This window comes from Alcaligenes faecalis (assembly GCF_041521385.1).
GTDB lineage: Bacteria > Pseudomonadota > Gammaproteobacteria > Burkholderiales > Burkholderiaceae_B > Alcaligenes > Alcaligenes faecalis_E.
Map to the genome: position 1 here is coordinate 451,632 of NZ_CP168006.1, position 17,928 is coordinate 469,559.

Here is a 17,928-nt window from a genome sequence, read left to right on the forward strand (position 1 = left end):
GAGAGCAGAGCTCAGGGTTTTCTTTTGGCTTTGGGAGGTCGAGCAAGCTCGGAGATGATGCGCGCCAGTTTCTGCGCCGCTTCCCTCATTTGCTCTGGACTGAATGCGCTCAAACCCAGAATCAGCCCTGGGGGCCCCTCACCGGCGTGATACATGGCAGAGACCGGACGCACGGCCACGCCCTCTTTCATGGCCTGCTGCGCCACCGCCACATCGTCAATCTGTACGGTCAACCACAAGACCGAGTGCATCCCTTGATCGCTGGGTTGCAGACGCGTCAAATCACTAGGCAAGACATCACGCACAATCTCAAAAAGGTGGTTACGGCATTGGGTGTAGATCCCGCGCATACGCCGAATATGGCGCTCCAGATGCCCCTCTGCAATAAAGCTGGCCAGGACATGCTGGTCTGCACTGGGCGGATGCCGATCCAGCAGAACGCGCGCTCCGCAAAAAGCCTGTACCAACGGTGGCGGCACAATCGCATAGCCCAGACGTAGCGAGGGAAACAGCACCTTGCTAAAGGTTCCCAGATAGATCACTCGCTCCGGGTCCAGGCCCTGCATGGAAGGAAAGGGATGACCGCAGTAGCGGAACTCGCTGTCGTAATCATCCTCGACAATCCAGGCGGATTTATCGCGTGCCCAGGCCAGCAAGGCATTGCGTCGCGCCATGCTCATGGGCATGCCCAAAGGGTATTGATGCGAAGGAGTCACAAAGGCGACCCGCGCATCGGCTTGCAAGCGTATGCCCGCAGCCACATCCAGCCCCTCTTCATCCACAGGCACACGAACCATACGTTCCGGCGAACCTACCGTATTCAAAATCGCGGTAATACCGGGATAAGCCGGGTTCTCCACCCAGGCGAAATCCTGCCTGCTCATCAAGACCAGACAAGCCAGAAACAAGCCTTGCTGAGTGCCTGTCGTCACGATCACCTGTTCTGCCTCGCAACGCACCGAGCGTGACCGGCGCACGTATTCCGCAATGGCCTCCCGCAAAGGCAAGGCACCCTGAGGATCACCATAACCGCCCGGCGCACCCTGACCATGTGCCCGTAAACGATTCCCCAAGCGTCGCCAGATCGGCCCTGGCGCAGCGGCACCCAATGGAATCGACACGGCAAACGGGGCTGACGGCAAAGGCTGAAATTGAGCTGCAACCGTATTGAATGGCTGGGCAGCGGGTGGTGCAGGCTGGGCAGGCAGCGATGCCGCCCTGCGCTTCTTAGCTCTTGTTTTGGGATTGGCCAGCGAGTGAGCAATATAAGTGCCCACGCCGGGTGAGGACTCCAGAAAGCCTTCGGCAATCAATTGCTCAAAAGCCTCTACAACCGTGCCACGGGCAACACCCAAGGATGCCGCCAAGGCTCGGGTAGAGGGTAAGGACTCACCCGGTTTGAGCGCACCATTTTTTACTGCTTCGCGCAGCTTCTGCGCCAACTGACGCCCCAGGGCTCCTTCGCTTCGGTCCAGCTCACCAAGAGATGGAACCTTTGGATTGTGGGCAGTGCGTGACATGGCTTGTGGTCCATAAAAATAGTGCCAAACTGGTACAGAGCAATGATCCAGAATAAATCAATAATAGACACATTGATCCTGAATCCCAAGCCCACAAAGACAACGATGTATATCCCCGCACACTTCAATGAATCCCGGCCTGAAGCACTGCACGAACTGATCGCCCAGCATCCTCTGGGCATTCTGGTCGCCAATGGTAAAAGTGGTTTAAGCGCGAACCACCTGCCCTTCATGCTGCATCCCCAGGAAGGCGCGCAAGGGGTGTTGCACTGCCACGTCGCCAGAAACAACCCCGTGTGGCAAGACCTGAAGAACGGCGACGAAGTAATGGTGATATTCCGTGCAGGGGATGCCTATATCTCCCCACAGTGGTTTCCCAGCAAGCTGGAAACACACAAGCAAGTCCCATCCTGGAACTACATCGTGGCCCATGCCTATGGGCAGGTAAGGATACGCGATGAAGAACGTTATGTTCGCGGTGCCGTGGCGCGTTTGACCCGTATCCACGAAGCCAGCCAGCATGTACCCTGGAAGATGACGGATGGCCCCAAGGACTATATCGACGCCATGCTCAAAGCCATTGTCGGAATTGAAATTGAGATCACTAGCCTGATCGGCAAAACCAAGCTGAGCCAGAATAAGGAGGCTCGGGATATGGAGGCGGCATCAGCTGCATTAATCAGCCAGGGAGATCATTTCATTGGCAGTGCAATGCAGGCGGTGGCAAGAGACAAACAGGCACAAGAGGCCAAGAAGTCAGCAAGGTGACAGCCCGTCGCAAAGTACAAACCACCCTGATCTGACTATCCCCTTCTTGCTACTTATAATGTGACATCGTGCACCGGGACACCCTCCCCCCTTCCCCGGTGCATCACAAGGTCAAGAATATGAGAAGTGATAGCCGGCTCTCCCGCATGCTGCATGTTTTGCTGCACATGGCCAGACACGATCAGCCATTTACCTCCGAGCAAATCGCCACTATGCTCAGCACCAATCCCGTAGTCGTACGACGCACCATGGCAGGCTTGCGCAAGGCAGGCTACGTGCGCTCCGAGAAAGGGCACGGGGGCGGCTGGACGCTAAGCTGTGATCTGAAAGAAGTCACGCTGCTGGACATACACAAAGCGGTTGGGGGGCCGCGCATCTTCTTTATCGGTCACGAGAACGAGAACCCAAGCTGCGGTGTCGCCAAAGTGGTTAACGCCGCCTTGGGCGATGTGCTCCAGGAAGCGGAGGCTCTGGTCATGCAAAGGTTGGAGGCCATTCCCTTGGCAGAGCTCTTGGCCGAGTTTGAACAGCTCTATAAGGCAGAAATGGCAGCGCTGGACAGAAGGATGGCGGAGCCATAATCCGCAGGCTCTGTTTGACTCAGAGCAGAAGCAATACAAGAACAAGAGATGAGCAACTAGGCCTGATCCTCTGCGTAGGCTACCCAGCCCCGGAACGAGAGCCCTGCATAGAACAAGGCGGGTGCCATGAACCCGGCCTCCCGCAACAAGCCCTCTTCCTCCTGCGGGCTTAACAGCGTCAAATGCTGAGCCATATTTGATGCAGAACTTATCGCTTCTGCCGTAGCTTCCGTCCCTGTAGCAAAGGCGATGGATCGGGCCAACCAATCCTCGGGGGCCCCCCCTTCTGGCCGACAATGATGAGCCAACACAAGCGCCGCCCCCGGCTTCAAGCGGGCGTGCAAGGACTTCAACAGGGACAAGCGCTCTGCTTTTGACAAGAAATGCAGAGTTAATAGACAAGTAGCACCGTCAAACAGTTCCAGCGGTGCATCATCCACATAGCCTGATATCAAATCCACTTGCGAACCCCAAGGCCCTAACACCTGTGCCGCCAGATCCAGCATGGCTTGCGAAGGATCGACTCCTACAAAAAACCAATCTGGGCGGGCTTGCGCAAAGGACTTCAACTCCAGCCCGCCACCTGCTGCCAGGACCAGAATCCTGGCATTGCTCTTTGCCCGTTCGGAAAGCAGGATCAAGGCCATGCGATGAAGGTCATGGAAGCCTGGGATGCGCGGTGGCGTTGTATCGGCATACCGGGCAACCCAGGCAGGATCGCTAAAGGCTTGTACGGAAGTGGGTGTTTTCATTGAAATCCTGAACTGGTGTTAAGCAATGGCATGGGTACACCCTATTTCTGATATTGCTTGGTCTGCATGAAGCTTTCTACGCTTGGTATTGCTCTGCGCTTCATGCGACCTTTTCCGAGCTGGCTCCAGCCTGCTCCGCCAAGCCATAAATCAAGGAATGATGTGCCCCGCCCGCCGCCATTACCCCCGCAGCGGCTGCGAGGGTGGCGTTAGCCATGGGACTGGCAGCATCACCCGCCGCAAACACACCCGGTACAGACGTGTGCTGCATGGAATCCACAGCAATAAAAGCCCCCGTAGGCCCCGCTGTCAGCTTGCAACCCAACTGTATGGCCAGGTCGCTGGCCAACTCTGTTTTGGGTGCTACAAACAGGCCGGAAACAGCCACCATTCTGCCATCCTGCAAACGCAGCGCCTCCAGCCCCGGCTTGCTTCCCAACAACTCTGCAATCGGTGTCTTTTCGATCTGCACGCCACGCGCTCTCAGTTGGGCTTCCTGCTCTGCACTCGGTGTAAAGGCAGCTTGAGTGAACAAAGTGGTCGGCCCCCAATCTGGCACCAGCATGGCTTGATGCATAGCCAGTTCGCTGCTGGCCAATACCCCCAAAGGCTGCTGGTTCAGCTCAAAGCCATGGCAATAGGGACAATGCAGCACACTGCTGCCCCAACGTTCCTGCATACCTGGAATATCCGGCAAGCTGTCCTTGACGCCAGTGGCCAGAATCAAGCGACTGGCACGGATGGTCTGAGCGTCCTCGGTCAATAGCTGAAACCCACCCTTAATAGCGCGAGCTTCCACAGCAAGCCCGGCTCGCTGCTCGGCCGTCCCATATTTCGCAAGCTGAAGTTTTGCCGTTGCCATGATAGCCGCTGGAGCCTGCCCATCCTGTCCCAGAAAGCCATGAGAGGCCTGGGCAAATCGATTCCGGGCTTGCCCCGCATCCAATAAAAGTACGCGCCGCCGCGCCCGACCTAATTGAATCGCCGCAGCCTGACCCGCAAAACTCCCACCGACGATGATGATATCGAAGTCCATAAATTCACCTTCTCTTTAACGTAGCTTTTCATGTTACGTATAAGAGAAAAACAGGTCAACTCATGAAACTATGTTTGTTACGATTTTAATTCGGGAATAGGAAGAAAGGCGTTACGCCATGCTGAACACAGCGCAACGCATATAAAGAATGTCGTTCAGGCAGCGGCTTCGGCTAACGCCTTGCGCACGGCCTCGCGCGCCCCTACCCGCTCCAGATAGGCACTAAGTTTAGGGAATTGGCTCATATCAACCGAGTCACCTTCCAGCCAGCCACCTACGGTGTACAGATACGCATCGGCCACGCTGAACTGCTCGCCCAGCACCCAGGGACCCACAATCCAGGATTCCAGGTAAGCTGCACACGCGGTCATGTTTTGCGGCACCTTGGCACGCATGGCTTCTTCCGCAGCCGGATCATCTGCCCAACGGGAACCACGGCGCTTGTGCGCGTGGGCCACATGCACGGTGGATGCCAAATAGCTGTGCAGCTCCTGCATGCGGGCGAACGCAAAGGGATCATTCAAAGGAGCCAGCTTGGCATCCGGAAAGCTCTGTGCCACAAAAGCCAGCAAAGCCGGGGTTTCCGTCAATGTTCCCTGCTCTGTCACCAGCGCCGGAACACGCCCCTTGGGATTGACGCGCAGAAACTCCGGGCTTTGCTGTTGATTCGCACCAAAATCCAGCTTGACCACATCAAAGTCAGCCCCTGCTTCATGCAGTGCAATATGCGTTGCAAGCGCGCAGGTCCCTGGCGCGCAATAGAACACCCAACGAGACATGTCGATCTCCTCTTGTGCTGTAAATGAAGGGATCATTATGACGCTAAAGTGTTGTTGAGCAATCAGAAAACAAGCAACCCAACAGCCGTTAAGCGGTTGGGTTGCTTGGGATATCTTGGTGGAGTCGGGGGGAATTGAACCCCCGTCCGCAAGCCGTCCACAGACAGTTCTACATGTGTAGTCAATTAATTTTAAGTTTTAACCTTGGACTGTGCCAATTGACAGGCCTTTCCTTGGCGATCCACTAAGTTTTAGAACCGGACTTCGTGGCGCAGGCCGATTCGATTCTTTGTAAATGACACTGCTGTAGGTTGCCCTACCTAACCCAAAGACAAATTAGTGCAGTGGCCCAGCCTTAAGCGGCTAGAGCGAAACGCTCGTCGTTGGCGTTTGTAGTTTTCCAGTGGATTTACGAGCGTACTGGTGCTCGACACGCCCTGTGCTGCTTCTTGACCCACGTCGAAGCCATGTCGACCCCATGTGGATTGGAAACCATAGCACATCGGCTACAAAATGTATAGTTCCTGGTGCTAGAATAAGCTTCTTCCGCGCTCTGGCTGAGTCCCCGCCAGAGCGTTTTTTCACGTACTTCACGCCTACCCATTTGTTTGGAGTCGCTTTTCATGGCCCATCCCGCCAATCAAGCCAGAGGCCCATTAGGCTTTATCCTGCACGGCAGTCTTGTTACTCAAATTGTGATCGGTTTGGTCGCCGGTATTTTGTTGGGGCGCTTTGCTCCGGCAACGGCTCAATCGATTGCCTTGCTCGGCCAGTTATTTGTCTCTGCCTTGAAGTCGGTAGCGCCGATTCTGGTGTTTGTGCTGGTGATGTCTTCCATTGCCAATCAAAAAGCCCAGTCCTCCAGCCGCATGGGCCCTATTTTGCTCTTGTACGTGATGGGCACCTTTCTGGCCGCGCTGGTTGCCGTGATCGCCAGTTTCGCCTTCCCCGTCAAACTCAAACTGGATCTGGCCGACACCACACTGAACCCGCCCAGCGATATCACCGAAGTGCTGCTGGATCTGTTGACCAACATTGTGGTGAACCCGATTGATGCCTTGCTCACCGCCAATTACATGGGTATTTTGGCGTGGGCCATTGCGTTGGGCCTGGCATTGAAACATGGTTCACAAAGCTCGCGTGACCTGCTCACTGATATGGCCAACTCGGTTTCCTCCCTGGTACGACTGGTGATTCGCTTCGCGCCGTTGGGGATTTTTGGTCTAGTGGCTGTAACTGTTGCAGAGTCTGGCTTTGACGCCCTGCGCCAATATGGCCTGCTACTGATTGTCCTGGTAGGCTGCATGCTGGCGGTCGCCCTGATCATCAACCCCTTGATCGTATTTGCCAAGTTGCGCCGCAACCCCTACCCGTTGGTATTGACTTGCCTGCGTGAGAGCGGTATCACGGCTTTCTTCACCCGTAGTTCCGCCGCCAACATCCCCGTGAACATGGCACTGTGCGAACGCCTGGGGCTGAATAAAGACACATACTCCGTTTCGATTCCGCTAGGTGCCACCATCAATATGGCTGGCGCCGCTGTCACCATTACCGTATTGACACTGGCTGCCGTTCACACACTGAACATTCAGGCTGACTTGCCTACTGCCTTGCTGCTGAGCCTGGTAGCCACAGTGGCGGCTTGCGGTGCTTCTGGCGTGGCCGGTGGCTCGTTGCTACTCATTCCATTAGCATGCAATATGTTCGGCATCTCCGATGATATCGCCATGCAGGTTGTGGGTGTCGGCTTCGTGATTGGAGTGGTACAAGACTCGGTCGAAACAGCCTTGAACTCCTCAACCGATGTGCTGTTTACTGCTGCGGCAACGCTCGAGCCAGGTCGTGCCTGATTGATTACTCTGACCCACAAGGGGCCAGCCAATCAGGCTGGCCTTTTTTGTATGTGCTCCAAACCCGATTGCATCAGACCAGACACCAACCACCCTGCTTTGATGTCCGGGCATCTGCTGTCAAATACTTCCGCAGTCAGGCCATGCGCCGGCTCAACCCTGCCCCAGCACCATGTTCAGGCCGATGGGATCGTATATCATCATTCAGATGATCGCCCCCATGCCCTGCCACGGCTTCAATGTCGCCAGATCCTCACAAATTCCGGCCTACCAGAACTTACCGCCTGGACCGGCATGGTTGTCCACTTTGCCCGACTCAACAAGGAGCCAAGATGAAGCGTATCTATTTAGCGGGTCCTGACGTGTTTTTTAGCGATGCCACCGAGCGCGCCAAGCTGCACAAGCAATGGGTACGAGACTTTGGCTTCAAGCCCTTGCATCCCGTTGATCAGGAAGAAATCGAGGCTTCATCCATCTACCATCACAATATCCGCCTGCTGGATCAGGCCGATGCCGTACTGGCGAATATCACTCCCTTCAGAGGAGCGGAAATTGATACTGGCACTGCTTTTGAAATTGGCTATGCCGTGGCTCAGGGTTTGCCTGTTTTCACCTACCGTTCTACCGCCGATACGGTTCTGGATACCGTGCGCGAACACTACAGCCCGGTCGTACTGGATCCGGCCAGCCGGATATGGCGTGATCGCAATGGCGCACTTATTGAGGACTTTGGCCTGCCCTCGAACCTGATGGTGGCAATCAGCACAGAGTTCGTACATGGTACGTTTACCGATGCCCTGATTGCCGCGCAGGATTATTTCAAAGCCATCAGCTGATTCATGCGCAGAAAGAATTCTGCTTGGCAATCAAGGACAAATATTCAAACAGGTTTGAAATTAAACGTATTTTGGCAAAATTAAACGCAATAGACTCTCAGGTATGATGTGGCCCTGAAACCTTTAACCCGCCCACACGAACCAAACAACAGGTTCCCCGCACCCCCCGCTTTTCTTGAATCAAAAAAACAGGGCTACGCCCAGCACCATGCCAGACACCAGCAACATCTCCTTTCTTGACCGTGTACGCGCCATCCTGAGTGACCTTCCCGCTTCCGAGCGACGCCTGGCCCAATTCACGCTGGACTTCTCGGGTGACCTGTCCAGCTACAACGCCTCAGAGCTGGCCAGCCTGGCCCAAGTCTCCAATGCCACCGTCACACGCCTGATCCGGCGTCTGGAATACGCGAACTACGAAGCGGCTCGCAAGCAGATTCGCACAGAGAGAACGGCTGACGCCTTCACCTCGCTCAGCCAAGCGCTGTCTGCGAGTGAGACCGCCTTGCAGACACACTTGCAAGACAGCTATAGCAAGCTGGGCAATACCTACCGCCATCTCTCCCACTCGGTTCTGCTGGAGGCCAGCCAGGCCATCGGCCGTGCGCGACAGGTGTGGCTGGTAGGTTTGCAGGCAAACTACTTTCTGGCCGGACATTTTCACTGGCATTTGTCAAAATTCATGCCAGGAGTACGGCTTATCCCGGAAGCAGGCCAGACCGTCTCCGACTACCAGACTGACATCCGGCACCAGGATGTCGTGATTGTTTTTGATTTGCATCCACGCCCCAGCCACATGCCAGAACTGATCCAACGCCTGGAAACACGCTGCACAGACATCGTGTTGATCACCGATCAGGATTATAAAGAGCGGCCCAAGACCCGCTGGTCCCTGCCCTGCCAGCCTGGACCTGAACCGCTACCGGATAACTCAGTGGCCGTTGCCAGTCTGTCCCATCTGTTGCTGTCCGAGATACTGAAAGTGCGTGGCGCTGATTGCCGCGATGAATCGGAACAAGAACTGGCCACAGCCGACGCGCTGTTTTGATCAAACAAAGGGCGCCCGTTCCAGCCTCTGCTACCAACTCCGGGCAGAATAGGTCAATCGTGTACCGGTAAGGAGCCTGCGTCATTTGCTTCCCCTAGCCGATTGAAATATCGCATTCTTTTCGTCGCACGCCATCAGAGCACCTTTCTCCAGCACAACACCAGCACCGCTTGCCCATTACGGCACAATGTCGTGCCATCGTCCAGCCACATCAAGGCTCTGAAACCATAGCCTTCTCCCCCTCATCTACGACCAAAGTCGCCTGTTGGGAAACGTTGATTCGTTCTATACATGCTGTACACAGAGCGCCCTCAAGCGCCAACTCTCTGTACACGCCGTGTTTAGAGAGGCTCGATGCCAAGAATCATCAACCTCGATAAGGAGACATAAGAATGAGCTCAGCCAATACTGCCGTATCGGCAGTTACCCAGCACCCTGCCTATCAAGAGCTGCTTAGAAAACGCAACCGCATGAGCCTGATTTTTTTCGGCTTGACCGTGATTGTGTACGCCGGTTTTATCTTGACCCTGGCCTTTGATCCCGAACTGTTCAGCCGCTCTGTCGGTTCCATGACCATGACAATTGGTGTGCTGAGTGCCGCCATTGTGCTGCTTAGTGCCGTCGTGCTGGTGTCCGCCTTCGTCTACATTTCCAACAAGGTGTATGACCCCTTACTGGCTCAAATCATGAAGGACGTGACATGAAGAAACGACTTCTGAGCCTGGGCCTGTTCAGTCTGGCCAGCGGCAATGCCCTAGCGGCCTCCCCCGGCCAGGCCAATACCTCTGCCATTGTCATGTTCCTGATCTTTATTGCCGGGACCATGGGCATTACCTGGTGGGCGGCACGCCGCACACGCACCACGTCCGACTTTTACACTGCCGGTGGCGGTTTGACCGGCTTTCAAAACGGCCTGGCGATTGCCGGGGACTATCTGTCCGCCGCCTCCTTCCTGGGGATTGCGGGCATGGTGTACGTCAGCGGTTTTGACGGCATGATTTACGCCATCGGCTTCATGTTCGGCTGGCCGGTTGTGATGTTCCTGATTGCAGAACGCCTGCGCAATCTGGGCCGCTACAACTTTGCTGACGTGACCTCGTTTCGCCTGTCCCAGAACCCCATGCGGATTCTGGCGGCCAGTGCGTCCCTGCTGATCATCGCCCTGTACCTGATCGCGCAAATGGTCGGCGCAGGCAAACTGATCGTGTTGCTGTTTGGCCTGGACTACAACGTGGCCGTCGTCATCGTAGGTTCACTGATGATGATCTACGTCACCTTTGGCGGCATGACAGCCACCACCTGGGTGCAAATCATCAAAGCCGTGCTGATGCTGTTCGGTGCTACCTTGATGACGATTCTGGTTCTGGCTGCGTTCTACTGGGATGTCGATGCCATGCTGGCCGCTGCCGTGGAAACACACCCTACCGGACACGCCATTCTTGAACCCGGCGCAGCTGTCAGCAGCAACCCGCTGAACGTGCTGTCCCTGGGTATTGCCCTGGCCTTCGGTACCGCTGGCCTGCCCCATATCCTGATGCGTTTCTTCACCGTGGCCGATGCCAAGGAAGCCCGTAAATCCGTGATCTACGCCAGCAGCTTTATTGGCTACTTCTACCTGCTGACCTTCATCATCGGTTTCGGTGCCATCGCCTTGCTGGTCAAGCATCCCGAGTACTTCCAGACCGGCCCGGATGGTTCCTTCAACATGCTGACCGACCTGATTGGCGGCACCAATATGGTGGCGGTGCACCTGGCCAATGCGGTAGGTGGCAACCTCTTGCTGGGCTTCCTGGCCGCCGTGACTTTTGCAACAATCGTGGCCGTGGTTGCAGGATTGGCCTTGGCCGGTGCCGCGGCTATTTCGCATGACTTGTACGCCAACGTCATTGCCAAAGGCCGCGCCACCGAAAAAGACCAGATGCGCATTTCGCGTATCTCCACAGTGGTGCTGGGTGTGCTGGCGATTTTGCTGGGCATTATCTTTGAAAACCAGAACGTCGCCTTCATGGTGGGCCTGGCCTTTGCCATTGCCGCCAGTGCCAACTTCCCGGTTCTGGTACTGTCGATTGCCTGGCGTGGTTGCACCACACGGGGCGCCACCATTGGCGGCTTCCTGGGCCTGGTCACCGCCACAGTGTGGGTGGTCTTGAGCAGCACAGTATGGGTCGATGTATTCGGTTTTGCCGAGCCTATCACCCCCTTCCCTAACCCCGGCATCCTGTCCATCCCGCTGGCTTTCTTCTCGATCTGGCTGTTCTCGACCCTGGATAACAGCGCACGCGCTGCCAAGGAACGCGAAGCCTTCGAAGCTCTGACCGTACGCAGTCAAACCGGCATTGGTGCGGCTAGCGCCAGCGCTCACTAAGGCTTTTACGCTGATTCAATCAGCACGCTGAAACAGAACACAGGGCATTTCGGTGCCCTGTTTTTATGGATGTGCAGCTCATCCTGGCAGGCATCATTACAGAAACTTGAACATGGCATAATCCCCACATGAATGAACTGCTCATTGCGGACGATCACCCACTATTTCGTGAAGCGTTACGAGGCGTCGTCGCCAGCCTGTTTCCCGGCACGGCCATTTACGAAGCAGATTGCATCTCCAATTTATATCCCCTGGTCGACGACCATCCGGACGCCGATCTGCTCTTGCTGGATCTGGATATTCCAGGGGCAATTGGTTTTAGCGCCCTGGTTCATTTACGAGCGACCTATCCCTCCCTGCCCATCATTCTCGTTACCGCCCATGAAGAAGCCCGCTTCATGCGCCGCGCCATGGATCACGGCGCCATGGGTTTCATCCCAAAATCCATTGATGCACAAACACTGAGCGTGGCTTTGCAAGTGGTTTTGGACGGCGGCACCTGGCTACCGGAAATCAACTCGTCCGCCCCTGGCATCAGCCTGGACGAGCGCGAAGTGGCCGCAAAATTGCGCGAGCTGACGCCACAACAATTTCGCGTGCTGCAAATGCTCAGCACCGGCCAACTGAACAAGCAGATCGCCTACGAGCTGAATGTCTCGGAGGCCACTATCAAGGCGCACATGACAGCCATTTTGCGTAAGCTGGGCGCCTCCAACCGCACCCAGGCCGTCCTGATGGCTAGTCATCTTGGCCTGAACCAGGATGAATCCCAGCACGCTAATACGTTTTAATTTGCGCGGTCAAAAAAGCTCGTAGCGAAGCGGGCTTTACCGGCTTGGTCAGCACCAGATAACCATATTGCCGGGCTGCCGCTTTCAGCTCATCGCTACCATCCGCCGTCAACAAGGCACCCTGCGCGTGGGGCAAATGCAAGCGCAATAATTGCAGCGCCTGCAAGCCATCCAGCCGATCATGCAAGTGGTAATCCACCAGCAAGACATCAGGGTTCAAAACAATTTTCTCCAACGCACTGTCTACTGTATTGGCGGTGATGATTTCCGCTCCCCAACGGCCCAGCAGCACTTCCATGCCCGCCATGATATCCAGATCATTGTCCAGACACAGCACGCGCAAGCCCGTCAAAGGCAAGCCATCTGCAGGCTTGCTGGACTCCTTATTTTGATGACTGCTGGCCTCGCTAGCGTGACTCAAAGGGACACGAATGGAGAACATGCTGCCACGCCCCACCTCGGATCGTACATCCAGCGTGTGGCCCAACAAGACCGCAATACGTTGGCAAATGGACAGGCCCAAGCCCAGGCCACGGCCATCCCAATCGAAGGCTTGCTCATAACGATGAAACTCCGCATAAATCTGCTGAATATGATGCGGCGGAATACCTTGACCTGAATCCCAGACCTGAAACTCCAGCTCCTCGCCCCGGGCTCGCACGCCAAACACCACTCGTCCTTCCTGGGTGTAGCGCAAGGCATTGGCCAGGAAGTTCTGCAGCACACGCCGCAACAGACGATGGTCGCTATACACTTGCAAAGGCCGAGCATGAACCCGCAACTGGATACCACGTCGTGCAGCCATAGGAGCGTATTGATCCGCCAAATGCTGCAGCAGATGCTGCACATTGATCACACCCAGATCCGGCTTCAAGGCTCCGGCATCCAGACGGGAAATATCCAGCAGACCTTCCAGCAACTCCTCTGCGGTACGCAAAGAAGTATCGACCCGCTCGGCCAGATTGGGCATTTCCGCAAGATCATGGGTATCCCGCAAGGCCGAGGCGAACAGGCGTGCCGCATTAATCGGTTGCAGTACATCATGGCTGACCGCCGTCAGGAATCGGGTGCGAGACTCCTGGGCTTTCTCCGCTTCCTGTGTACGCGCCGCAACACGCTGCTCCAGACTGTCGTTCATCTCCCGCAGCTCGCGTTCCACACGCTTGTAATGGGTGATGTCGCTATAACTGGTGACATACCCGCCACCCGGCAAAGGTCGTCCCCGCAGCTCGACCACCTGCTTGTCATTCAACATGCGTTGAGTCACATAAGACGAGCCTTCACGCATGAATTGAATGCGACGTTCTATGGCCTGCTCCACCCCTATGCTCTCAACACCATCAACCTTGCCACGCTCTGCATTAAAGCGAATCAAATCAGCCACGGAGCGGCCCACATACAACATGCTGGGCGGATAATCGAACAACTGCTGATAGCGCTGATTCCAGGCAACCAGACACATGTCCGCATCCACCACGCTGACGCCCTGATCAATATTTTCCAGCGTCGCCAGCAAAATATCCCGATTGAAACGCAGCTCCTGCCCCGCCTCATCCAGCACGGCCATGATGGCGGCTACCTCCATGCCCGAACCACGCAAGGCGCTGGTCAGCACCAGACGGGCAGACGCCGCCCCCACTGCTGCTGCCAGCAAGAGCTCCGTAAAATGCACCCAGGCACTATCCGCCCGCAAACCGGGCTCCAGCGTTTGCTTGACCTGTCTGGCCTGAGTCTCAAAAGCCCGGCGCGCCATTTTCTTGCCAACAATACGCTCTGCCAATGCCTGCAGATCGTGCACCGACAGATCCCCATAAGAATGCCGGGCCGCCAGTGTTTGTCGCTCTGCATAAGGATCCAGAAAAGGCTCGGCACGCAAGCGTTCTCCCAAGCCCGGAGGTCGACGCCAGGACACCCACAAGCAGGCACTGATATTGCACAGCAAGGACCAGAACGTACCATGCGTCAGCGGGTCCCAACCTTCTACGCCAAACAGTTGATAAGGGCGTAACCAGGACAGTCCCAAAGGCCCTTGATGCAACCAGTCATCCGCCAACCAGCCCACCTCGGTCAGGGTCGGCAGAAGCAAGGTGTAAACCCAGATGGCAAAGCCCAAGAGCAGCCCGGCCTCCACCCCCTGCCGACTGGCGCCACGCCAATACAAACCACCGATCAAGCCCGGCCCAAACTGCGCAACCGCCACAAAAGCCATCAAGCCGTAGGCTGCCAAGGTCGTGTCGCTGCCGCTGAGCATGTAATAGCCGTAAGCCACACCCGCCAGCGCCATGATGGCAACACGACGTATCCATAACACCGTGGAAGCCACCGTGCTTTGCTGATACTGCGCCCAGCCACGACGCAGCAACAAGGGCATCACCAAGTCATTACTGACCATGGTTGAGAGCGCCACGCTGGTCACAATCACCATGCCGGTTGCCGCCGAAAAGCCACCTATATAAACCATCAAGGCCAGGCCAACCTGGTTTTGCGACAAAGGCAAGGCCAGCACAAAGCTGTCCGGTGCCACGCCCTCGCCCCCGACGCCAAACAAGCTGACACCTGCCGCAGCAATGGGCAAAACCATGACGCTGACCACCAGCAGATACGCACCGAACAACCAGCGCGCCCGCCGTATATCCACCACATCACCACACTCCACAATGGCCACATGGAACTGACGGGGCAAACAAATAATGGCGGCAAAGGCCAGCAAGGTTTGCCCTACAAAGCCCACGGGTGGACTGCTCTCGAACAAGGTGGTGACGGCTCCCACCATATTGAGTTCAGCTTCGCCAAACCAGCGAAAGGCGAACCAACCAACGGCAACCAGCGCCACCAGTTTCACCACCGACTCAAACGTCACGGCCAGCATCAAACCCGGTCTGTGCTCGGTGGCATCCACCTGCCGCGTTCCAAACAGAATGGCAAACAAGGCCATCAAAATGGCAACATACAAGGCTGGGTCGCCTAATAAACCCGTATGAAACTCCGTCCCGGCCAGCACGCTCAAACTCAAGGCGACCGCCTTGTATTGCAGGGCCAGATACGGAACAGCCGCCACCACCGCAATCCCCGCGACCATGGCCGCCAGGCGCTGCGAACGCCCATAACGACTGGCCATGAAATCCGCAATGGACACCGTATTCTGGGACTGAGCCACCATCGCCAGGCGTTCGATAATCCGCCAGCCAAACAGCAGCATCAGCAGGGGGCCTAAATAAATAGGCAAGAAGCCAATGCCATAGCGCACGGCCGAGCCGACCGCCCCGTAAAAGGTCCACGAAGAACAGTACACAGCCAGGGCCAGACTGTAGACCGTGGGTCGCAACCACGGGCGCTGGGTATACAAGGGATGCCTGTCCCCGAACCAGGCAATAGCGAACAAAATGGCGGCGTAAATCAAGGAAGCCAACACCACCCAAGCTGGCGTCATCAGCACGGTCTCCTACTTTGGTATAACGCGATGATTTTTCTCGCGATTGTGAGTAATACTAAGGCAGTTCCTGCGGGATCTGGCCTTGCATGGCTAGGGCTTATCACCTATACCCAATTTGAATTTCAGGACAAATCTCTTGGGGCAGGCAGCACCCGCAGCATCATGAGCCACGGTGAGGATCACGTCCCGCACCGACAAACCCGGAACGATGCCTGCATTCCTGTCCTTATGTCGCATTTAACAAGCGCAGCAAAACGATGCGCAGGCCGTATTCAAGCCAGCGCTGCATCACCTGTTTGGACGAAGAGCTTTCGTCTGACATCACAAAAAGAAATAGAGCGTTTGAGCTTCATGGGCTTTTGCCCTGGCCTAAAACTCATCTATCACTCGCAAACGAAAAACGCCCCGACACAAAAACTATCTTTCATCGTCACGCGGGGCACATTAAAGGAGGCAAGATGAAGCACTCAACCTTGAACGTTGACCGCTACCCCCAGCAGCCGCATGGTGGAACGCTGGTCAATCAAGTTGTCCCGGAAGATCGGGTAAAAGACGAGATCGAGCGCGCGCGCTCCCTGCCCAGCATCCGCGTGGATCTGGAGGCGGTCATCACCATCGAGATGATCGCCACCGGGGTGCTCTCTCCCAACAAGGGCTTCATGAACGAGGCCGACTACAACTCCGTGCTCAAAGAGGGTCGCTTGAGTAATGGTGTGGTGTGGCCTGTGCCGCTGAGCTTCGCCCCGATTGGCGATCGCAACCGCGACATTATCAAAGGCCTTTCAGTCGGCTCTGAAGTGGCATTGACCAATAGCGACAACGAGCCGGTTGCCATCCTGAGCATCGAGGACATTTTCTCCTACGACAAGGAGCAGCGCGCCCAGCAATTGTTTGGCACCACGGACAGAAACCACCCCGGTGTGGACTCCATTTACCGCCGCATGGGCGATGTGTCTCTGGGCGGCACCTTGCACCTGCTGCAACGTGTGGACTGGGGCCCGTTCGAGAAGCTGCGTCGCGAACCTAAGGACACCTGGCGTCTGTTCTACGAAGAAAAGAAATTCAATTCCGTGGCAGGCTTTATCACCGGCGCAAACCCGCTACACCGGGGTCACGAGTACATTCACCGCAATGCGCTGGAGGGGATTGATGGCCTGTTCCTGCAACCACTCGTAGAGATGGCCAAACGTGAATACGTGCGCCATGAGTTCCGCATGATGGCCTACCGCAATGTGCTGGATACCTACTACCCCAAGGACCGCGCCATCCTCTCGCCGCTGCGTGTCACCTATATTTTTGCGGGCCCGCGCGAAACCATTTTGCATGCCCTGATCATGAAGAACTATGGGTGTACCCACGCCCTGATTGGTCGGGATCACGCCGGGATAGGCAGCTACTACGACAAGTACGCCAGCCACAGTATTTTCGACCAGTTCAGCCCCAAGGAAATGGGCATCGATGTGCGCCTGTTCCATGAGGTGTTTTACTGCACGCGCTGCGCCTGCCATGCCACTTCCGAGACCTGCCCGCACGATGATCGCTTCAGGCTGACCATCTCCGGCACCGGCATTCGCGAGATGCTGCGTCACGGCATCATGCCACCCAAGGAAATCTGCCGTCCCGAATCCATTTTGCCGGCCATGCAGGGCGTGCAACCCAAGGGGCTGTGCGAAGAAGGCGAAGCCATCCAGCCCGTCAGCAAAGTCATCCAGAGCATGTTCCCCTACTACACCCAGTACACCCGTCTGGGCGGGGCCAAGCGTAGTGAAGCACTGGACCCATCTCAACTGACGGTGCGCGATCTGGAAATCGCCAGCCACGACGTGCGGCACCATGCGGAGGATATCTACAAGGGGGTGTACACCGAGTACAGCGCCGTCGTGGACCACAACCGCAGCATGCAAGCCGCCTGGATTGAGGATGCGCGCGCCGCCCTACGCTTCCAGCAAGAGCGTCTGATCGACGATCTGGAGGAAAAGCAACAGCAAGCACCACAAGAGGCCTCAGACGAATTCATGTATCAGGACAAACAGGAAGTGGTGCGCGAGCTGCATTCGGCCCGCAGCTTGCTGGATGACATTCCGGCGGTGATTTCTGCCAAGCAACTAAGCACACGCACCTGGAACGTCCTGCCTTACCAACGCTATCGTGGGGCGGATAAGGAATAAGGCG

The 17,928-nt window shown here is 56.2% G+C and carries 15 protein-coding genes and 1 other RNA gene; 10 read left to right on the forward strand and 6 right to left on the reverse strand.

What is annotated here, in order from left to right; all coding sequences use genetic code 11:
* Nucleotides 1–11 precede the first annotated feature (11 nt).
* Entirely contained in the window at nucleotides 12–1,520 is a 1,509-nt protein-coding gene (locus tag ACDI13_RS02120) for a PLP-dependent aminotransferase family protein (protein ID WP_316988978.1), read from the reverse strand.
* 105 nt (nucleotides 1,521–1,625) lie between these two features.
* Here ACDI13_RS02120 and ACDI13_RS02125 point away from each other — a divergent pair, with 105 nt between their 5' ends.
* On the forward strand, nucleotides 1,626–2,288 hold the full coding sequence (locus tag ACDI13_RS02125; RefSeq protein ID WP_316988979.1) for an FMN-binding negative transcriptional regulator: 663 nt from the start codon (nucleotides 1,626–1,628) through the stop codon (nucleotides 2,286–2,288).
* A 119-nt stretch (nucleotides 2,289–2,407) separates the two neighbouring features.
* Nucleotides 2,408–2,869 carry an Rrf2 family transcriptional regulator gene (locus tag ACDI13_RS02130; protein WP_316988980.1) on the forward strand — a complete coding sequence of 154 codons (462 nt, stop codon included), beginning with the start codon at nucleotides 2,408–2,410 and terminating at the stop codon, nucleotides 2,867–2,869.
* Nucleotides 2,870–2,925: 56 nt separating this feature from the next.
* Here ACDI13_RS02130 and ACDI13_RS02135 read toward each other — a convergent pair whose 3' ends face one another.
* From ACDI13_RS02135 to ssrA, 4 genes are all read right to left on the reverse strand, one after another.
* Entirely contained in the window at nucleotides 2,926–3,621 is a 696-nt protein-coding gene (locus ACDI13_RS02135) for a class I SAM-dependent methyltransferase (RefSeq protein ID WP_316988981.1), read from the reverse strand.
* A gap of 100 nt (nucleotides 3,622–3,721) precedes the next feature.
* Nucleotides 3,722–4,657 (reverse strand): NAD(P)/FAD-dependent oxidoreductase, encoded by a 936-nt coding sequence (locus ACDI13_RS02140; RefSeq protein ID WP_316988982.1) that lies wholly within the window; start codon nucleotides 4,655–4,657, stop codon nucleotides 3,722–3,724.
* A gap of 155 nt (nucleotides 4,658–4,812) precedes the next feature.
* Nucleotides 4,813–5,436, reverse strand: a complete 624-nt coding sequence (locus ACDI13_RS02145; protein WP_316988983.1) for a glutathione S-transferase N-terminal domain-containing protein — start codon at nucleotides 5,434–5,436, stop codon at nucleotides 4,813–4,815.
* Between the two features lie 116 nt (nucleotides 5,437–5,552).
* Nucleotides 5,553–5,914, reverse strand: a transfer-messenger RNA (tmRNA) gene (gene ssrA / locus ACDI13_RS02150).
* 145 nt (nucleotides 5,915–6,059) lie between these two features.
* Between ssrA and sstT the strand changes: the two genes are divergently transcribed.
* The 6 genes from sstT to ACDI13_RS02180 all read left to right on the forward strand — a co-directional run bounded on the left by sstT (nucleotide 6,060) and on the right by ACDI13_RS02180 (nucleotide 12,323).
* Nucleotides 6,060–7,286: a serine/threonine transporter SstT gene (sstT, locus tag ACDI13_RS02155; RefSeq protein WP_316988984.1), complete on the forward strand. Its 1,227-nt coding sequence runs from the start codon at nucleotides 6,060–6,062 to the stop codon at nucleotides 7,284–7,286.
* Nucleotides 7,287–7,618: 332 nt separating this feature from the next.
* A complete protein-coding gene (locus ACDI13_RS02160; protein WP_316988985.1) occupies nucleotides 7,619–8,122 on the forward strand; it encodes a nucleoside 2-deoxyribosyltransferase in 504 nt (167 codons plus the stop codon).
* 208 nt (nucleotides 8,123–8,330) lie between these two features.
* Complete coding sequence (locus tag ACDI13_RS02165; protein ID WP_316988986.1) at nucleotides 8,331–9,167, forward strand: MurR/RpiR family transcriptional regulator; 837 nt, start codon at nucleotides 8,331–8,333, stop codon at nucleotides 9,165–9,167.
* A 392-nt stretch (nucleotides 9,168–9,559) separates the two neighbouring features.
* A complete protein-coding gene (locus ACDI13_RS02170; protein ID WP_316988987.1) occupies nucleotides 9,560–9,871 on the forward strand; it encodes a DUF485 domain-containing protein in 312 nt (103 codons plus the stop codon).
* Entirely contained in the window at nucleotides 9,868–11,532 is a 1,665-nt protein-coding gene (locus ACDI13_RS02175; protein WP_316988988.1) for a cation acetate symporter, read from the forward strand. Before ACDI13_RS02170 ends, ACDI13_RS02175 begins: the two co-directional genes overlap by 4 nt.
* 128 nt (nucleotides 11,533–11,660) lie before the next feature.
* The gene (locus ACDI13_RS02180) at nucleotides 11,661–12,323 is read left to right on the forward strand and encodes a response regulator transcription factor (protein ID WP_316988989.1); all 663 of its coding nucleotides are present in this window, start codon (nucleotides 11,661–11,663) and stop codon (nucleotides 12,321–12,323) included.
* Here ACDI13_RS02180 and ACDI13_RS02185 read toward each other — a convergent pair.
* The gene (locus tag ACDI13_RS02185) at nucleotides 12,310–15,753 is read right to left on the reverse strand and encodes a PAS domain-containing hybrid sensor histidine kinase/response regulator (protein ID WP_316988990.1); all 3,444 of its coding nucleotides are present in this window, start codon (nucleotides 15,751–15,753) and stop codon (nucleotides 12,310–12,312) included. The two genes, ACDI13_RS02180 and ACDI13_RS02185, sit on opposite strands and share 14 nt — an antisense overlap.
* A gap of 30 nt (nucleotides 15,754–15,783) precedes the next feature.
* On the opposite strand from ACDI13_RS02185, the gene ACDI13_RS02190 reads away from it, so the two are divergent.
* Both ACDI13_RS02190 and ACDI13_RS02195 read left to right on the forward strand, forming a co-directional pair.
* On the forward strand, nucleotides 15,784–16,218 hold the full coding sequence (locus ACDI13_RS02190) for a hypothetical protein (RefSeq protein WP_316988991.1): 435 nt from the start codon (nucleotides 15,784–15,786) through the stop codon (nucleotides 16,216–16,218).
* Nucleotides 16,215–17,924 (forward strand): sulfate adenylyltransferase, encoded by a 1,710-nt coding sequence (locus ACDI13_RS02195; RefSeq protein WP_316988992.1) that lies wholly within the window; start codon nucleotides 16,215–16,217, stop codon nucleotides 17,922–17,924. Before ACDI13_RS02190 ends, ACDI13_RS02195 begins: the two co-directional genes overlap by 4 nt.
* Nucleotides 17,925–17,928: the final 4 nt, after the last annotated feature.

What these genes read in the sequence shown, in the direction of transcription:
- ACDI13_RS02130 (WP_316988980.1), top strand. Translation starts at nt 2,408, where the DNA reads ATGAGAAGTGATAGCCGGCTCTCCCGCATGCTGCATGTTTTGCTGCAC.
- ACDI13_RS02135 (WP_316988981.1), bottom strand. Translation starts at nt 3,621, where the DNA reads ATGAAAACACCCACTTCCGTACAAGCCTTTAGCGATCCTGCCTGGGTT.
- ACDI13_RS02185 (WP_316988990.1), bottom strand. Translation starts at nt 15,753, where the DNA reads ATGACGCCAGCTTGGGTGGTGTTGGCTTCCTTGATTTACGCCGCCATT.
- sstT (WP_316988984.1), top strand. Translation starts at nt 6,060, where the DNA reads ATGGCCCATCCCGCCAATCAAGCCAGAGGCCCATTAGGCTTTATCCTG.
- ACDI13_RS02180 (WP_316988989.1), top strand. Translation starts at nt 11,661, where the DNA reads ATGAATGAACTGCTCATTGCGGACGATCACCCACTATTTCGTGAAGCG.
- ACDI13_RS02125 (WP_316988979.1), top strand. Translation starts at nt 1,626, where the DNA reads ATGTATATCCCCGCACACTTCAATGAATCCCGGCCTGAAGCACTGCAC.
- ACDI13_RS02120 (WP_316988978.1), bottom strand. Translation starts at nt 1,520, where the DNA reads ATGTCACGCACTGCCCACAATCCAAAGGTTCCATCTCTTGGTGAGCTG.
- ACDI13_RS02195 (WP_316988992.1), top strand. Translation starts at nt 16,215, where the DNA reads ATGAAGCACTCAACCTTGAACGTTGACCGCTACCCCCAGCAGCCGCAT.
- ACDI13_RS02160 (WP_316988985.1), top strand. Translation starts at nt 7,619, where the DNA reads ATGAAGCGTATCTATTTAGCGGGTCCTGACGTGTTTTTTAGCGATGCC.
- ACDI13_RS02145 (WP_316988983.1), bottom strand. Translation starts at nt 5,436, where the DNA reads ATGTCTCGTTGGGTGTTCTATTGCGCGCCAGGGACCTGCGCGCTTGCA.
- ACDI13_RS02140 (WP_316988982.1), bottom strand. Translation starts at nt 4,657, where the DNA reads ATGGACTTCGATATCATCATCGTCGGTGGGAGTTTTGCGGGTCAGGCT.
- ACDI13_RS02175 (WP_316988988.1), top strand. Translation starts at nt 9,868, where the DNA reads ATGAAGAAACGACTTCTGAGCCTGGGCCTGTTCAGTCTGGCCAGCGGC.
- ACDI13_RS02190 (WP_316988991.1), top strand. Translation starts at nt 15,784, where the DNA reads ATGATTTTTCTCGCGATTGTGAGTAATACTAAGGCAGTTCCTGCGGGA.
- ACDI13_RS02165 (WP_316988986.1), top strand. Translation starts at nt 8,331, where the DNA reads ATGCCAGACACCAGCAACATCTCCTTTCTTGACCGTGTACGCGCCATC.
- ACDI13_RS02170 (WP_316988987.1), top strand. Translation starts at nt 9,560, where the DNA reads ATGAGCTCAGCCAATACTGCCGTATCGGCAGTTACCCAGCACCCTGCC.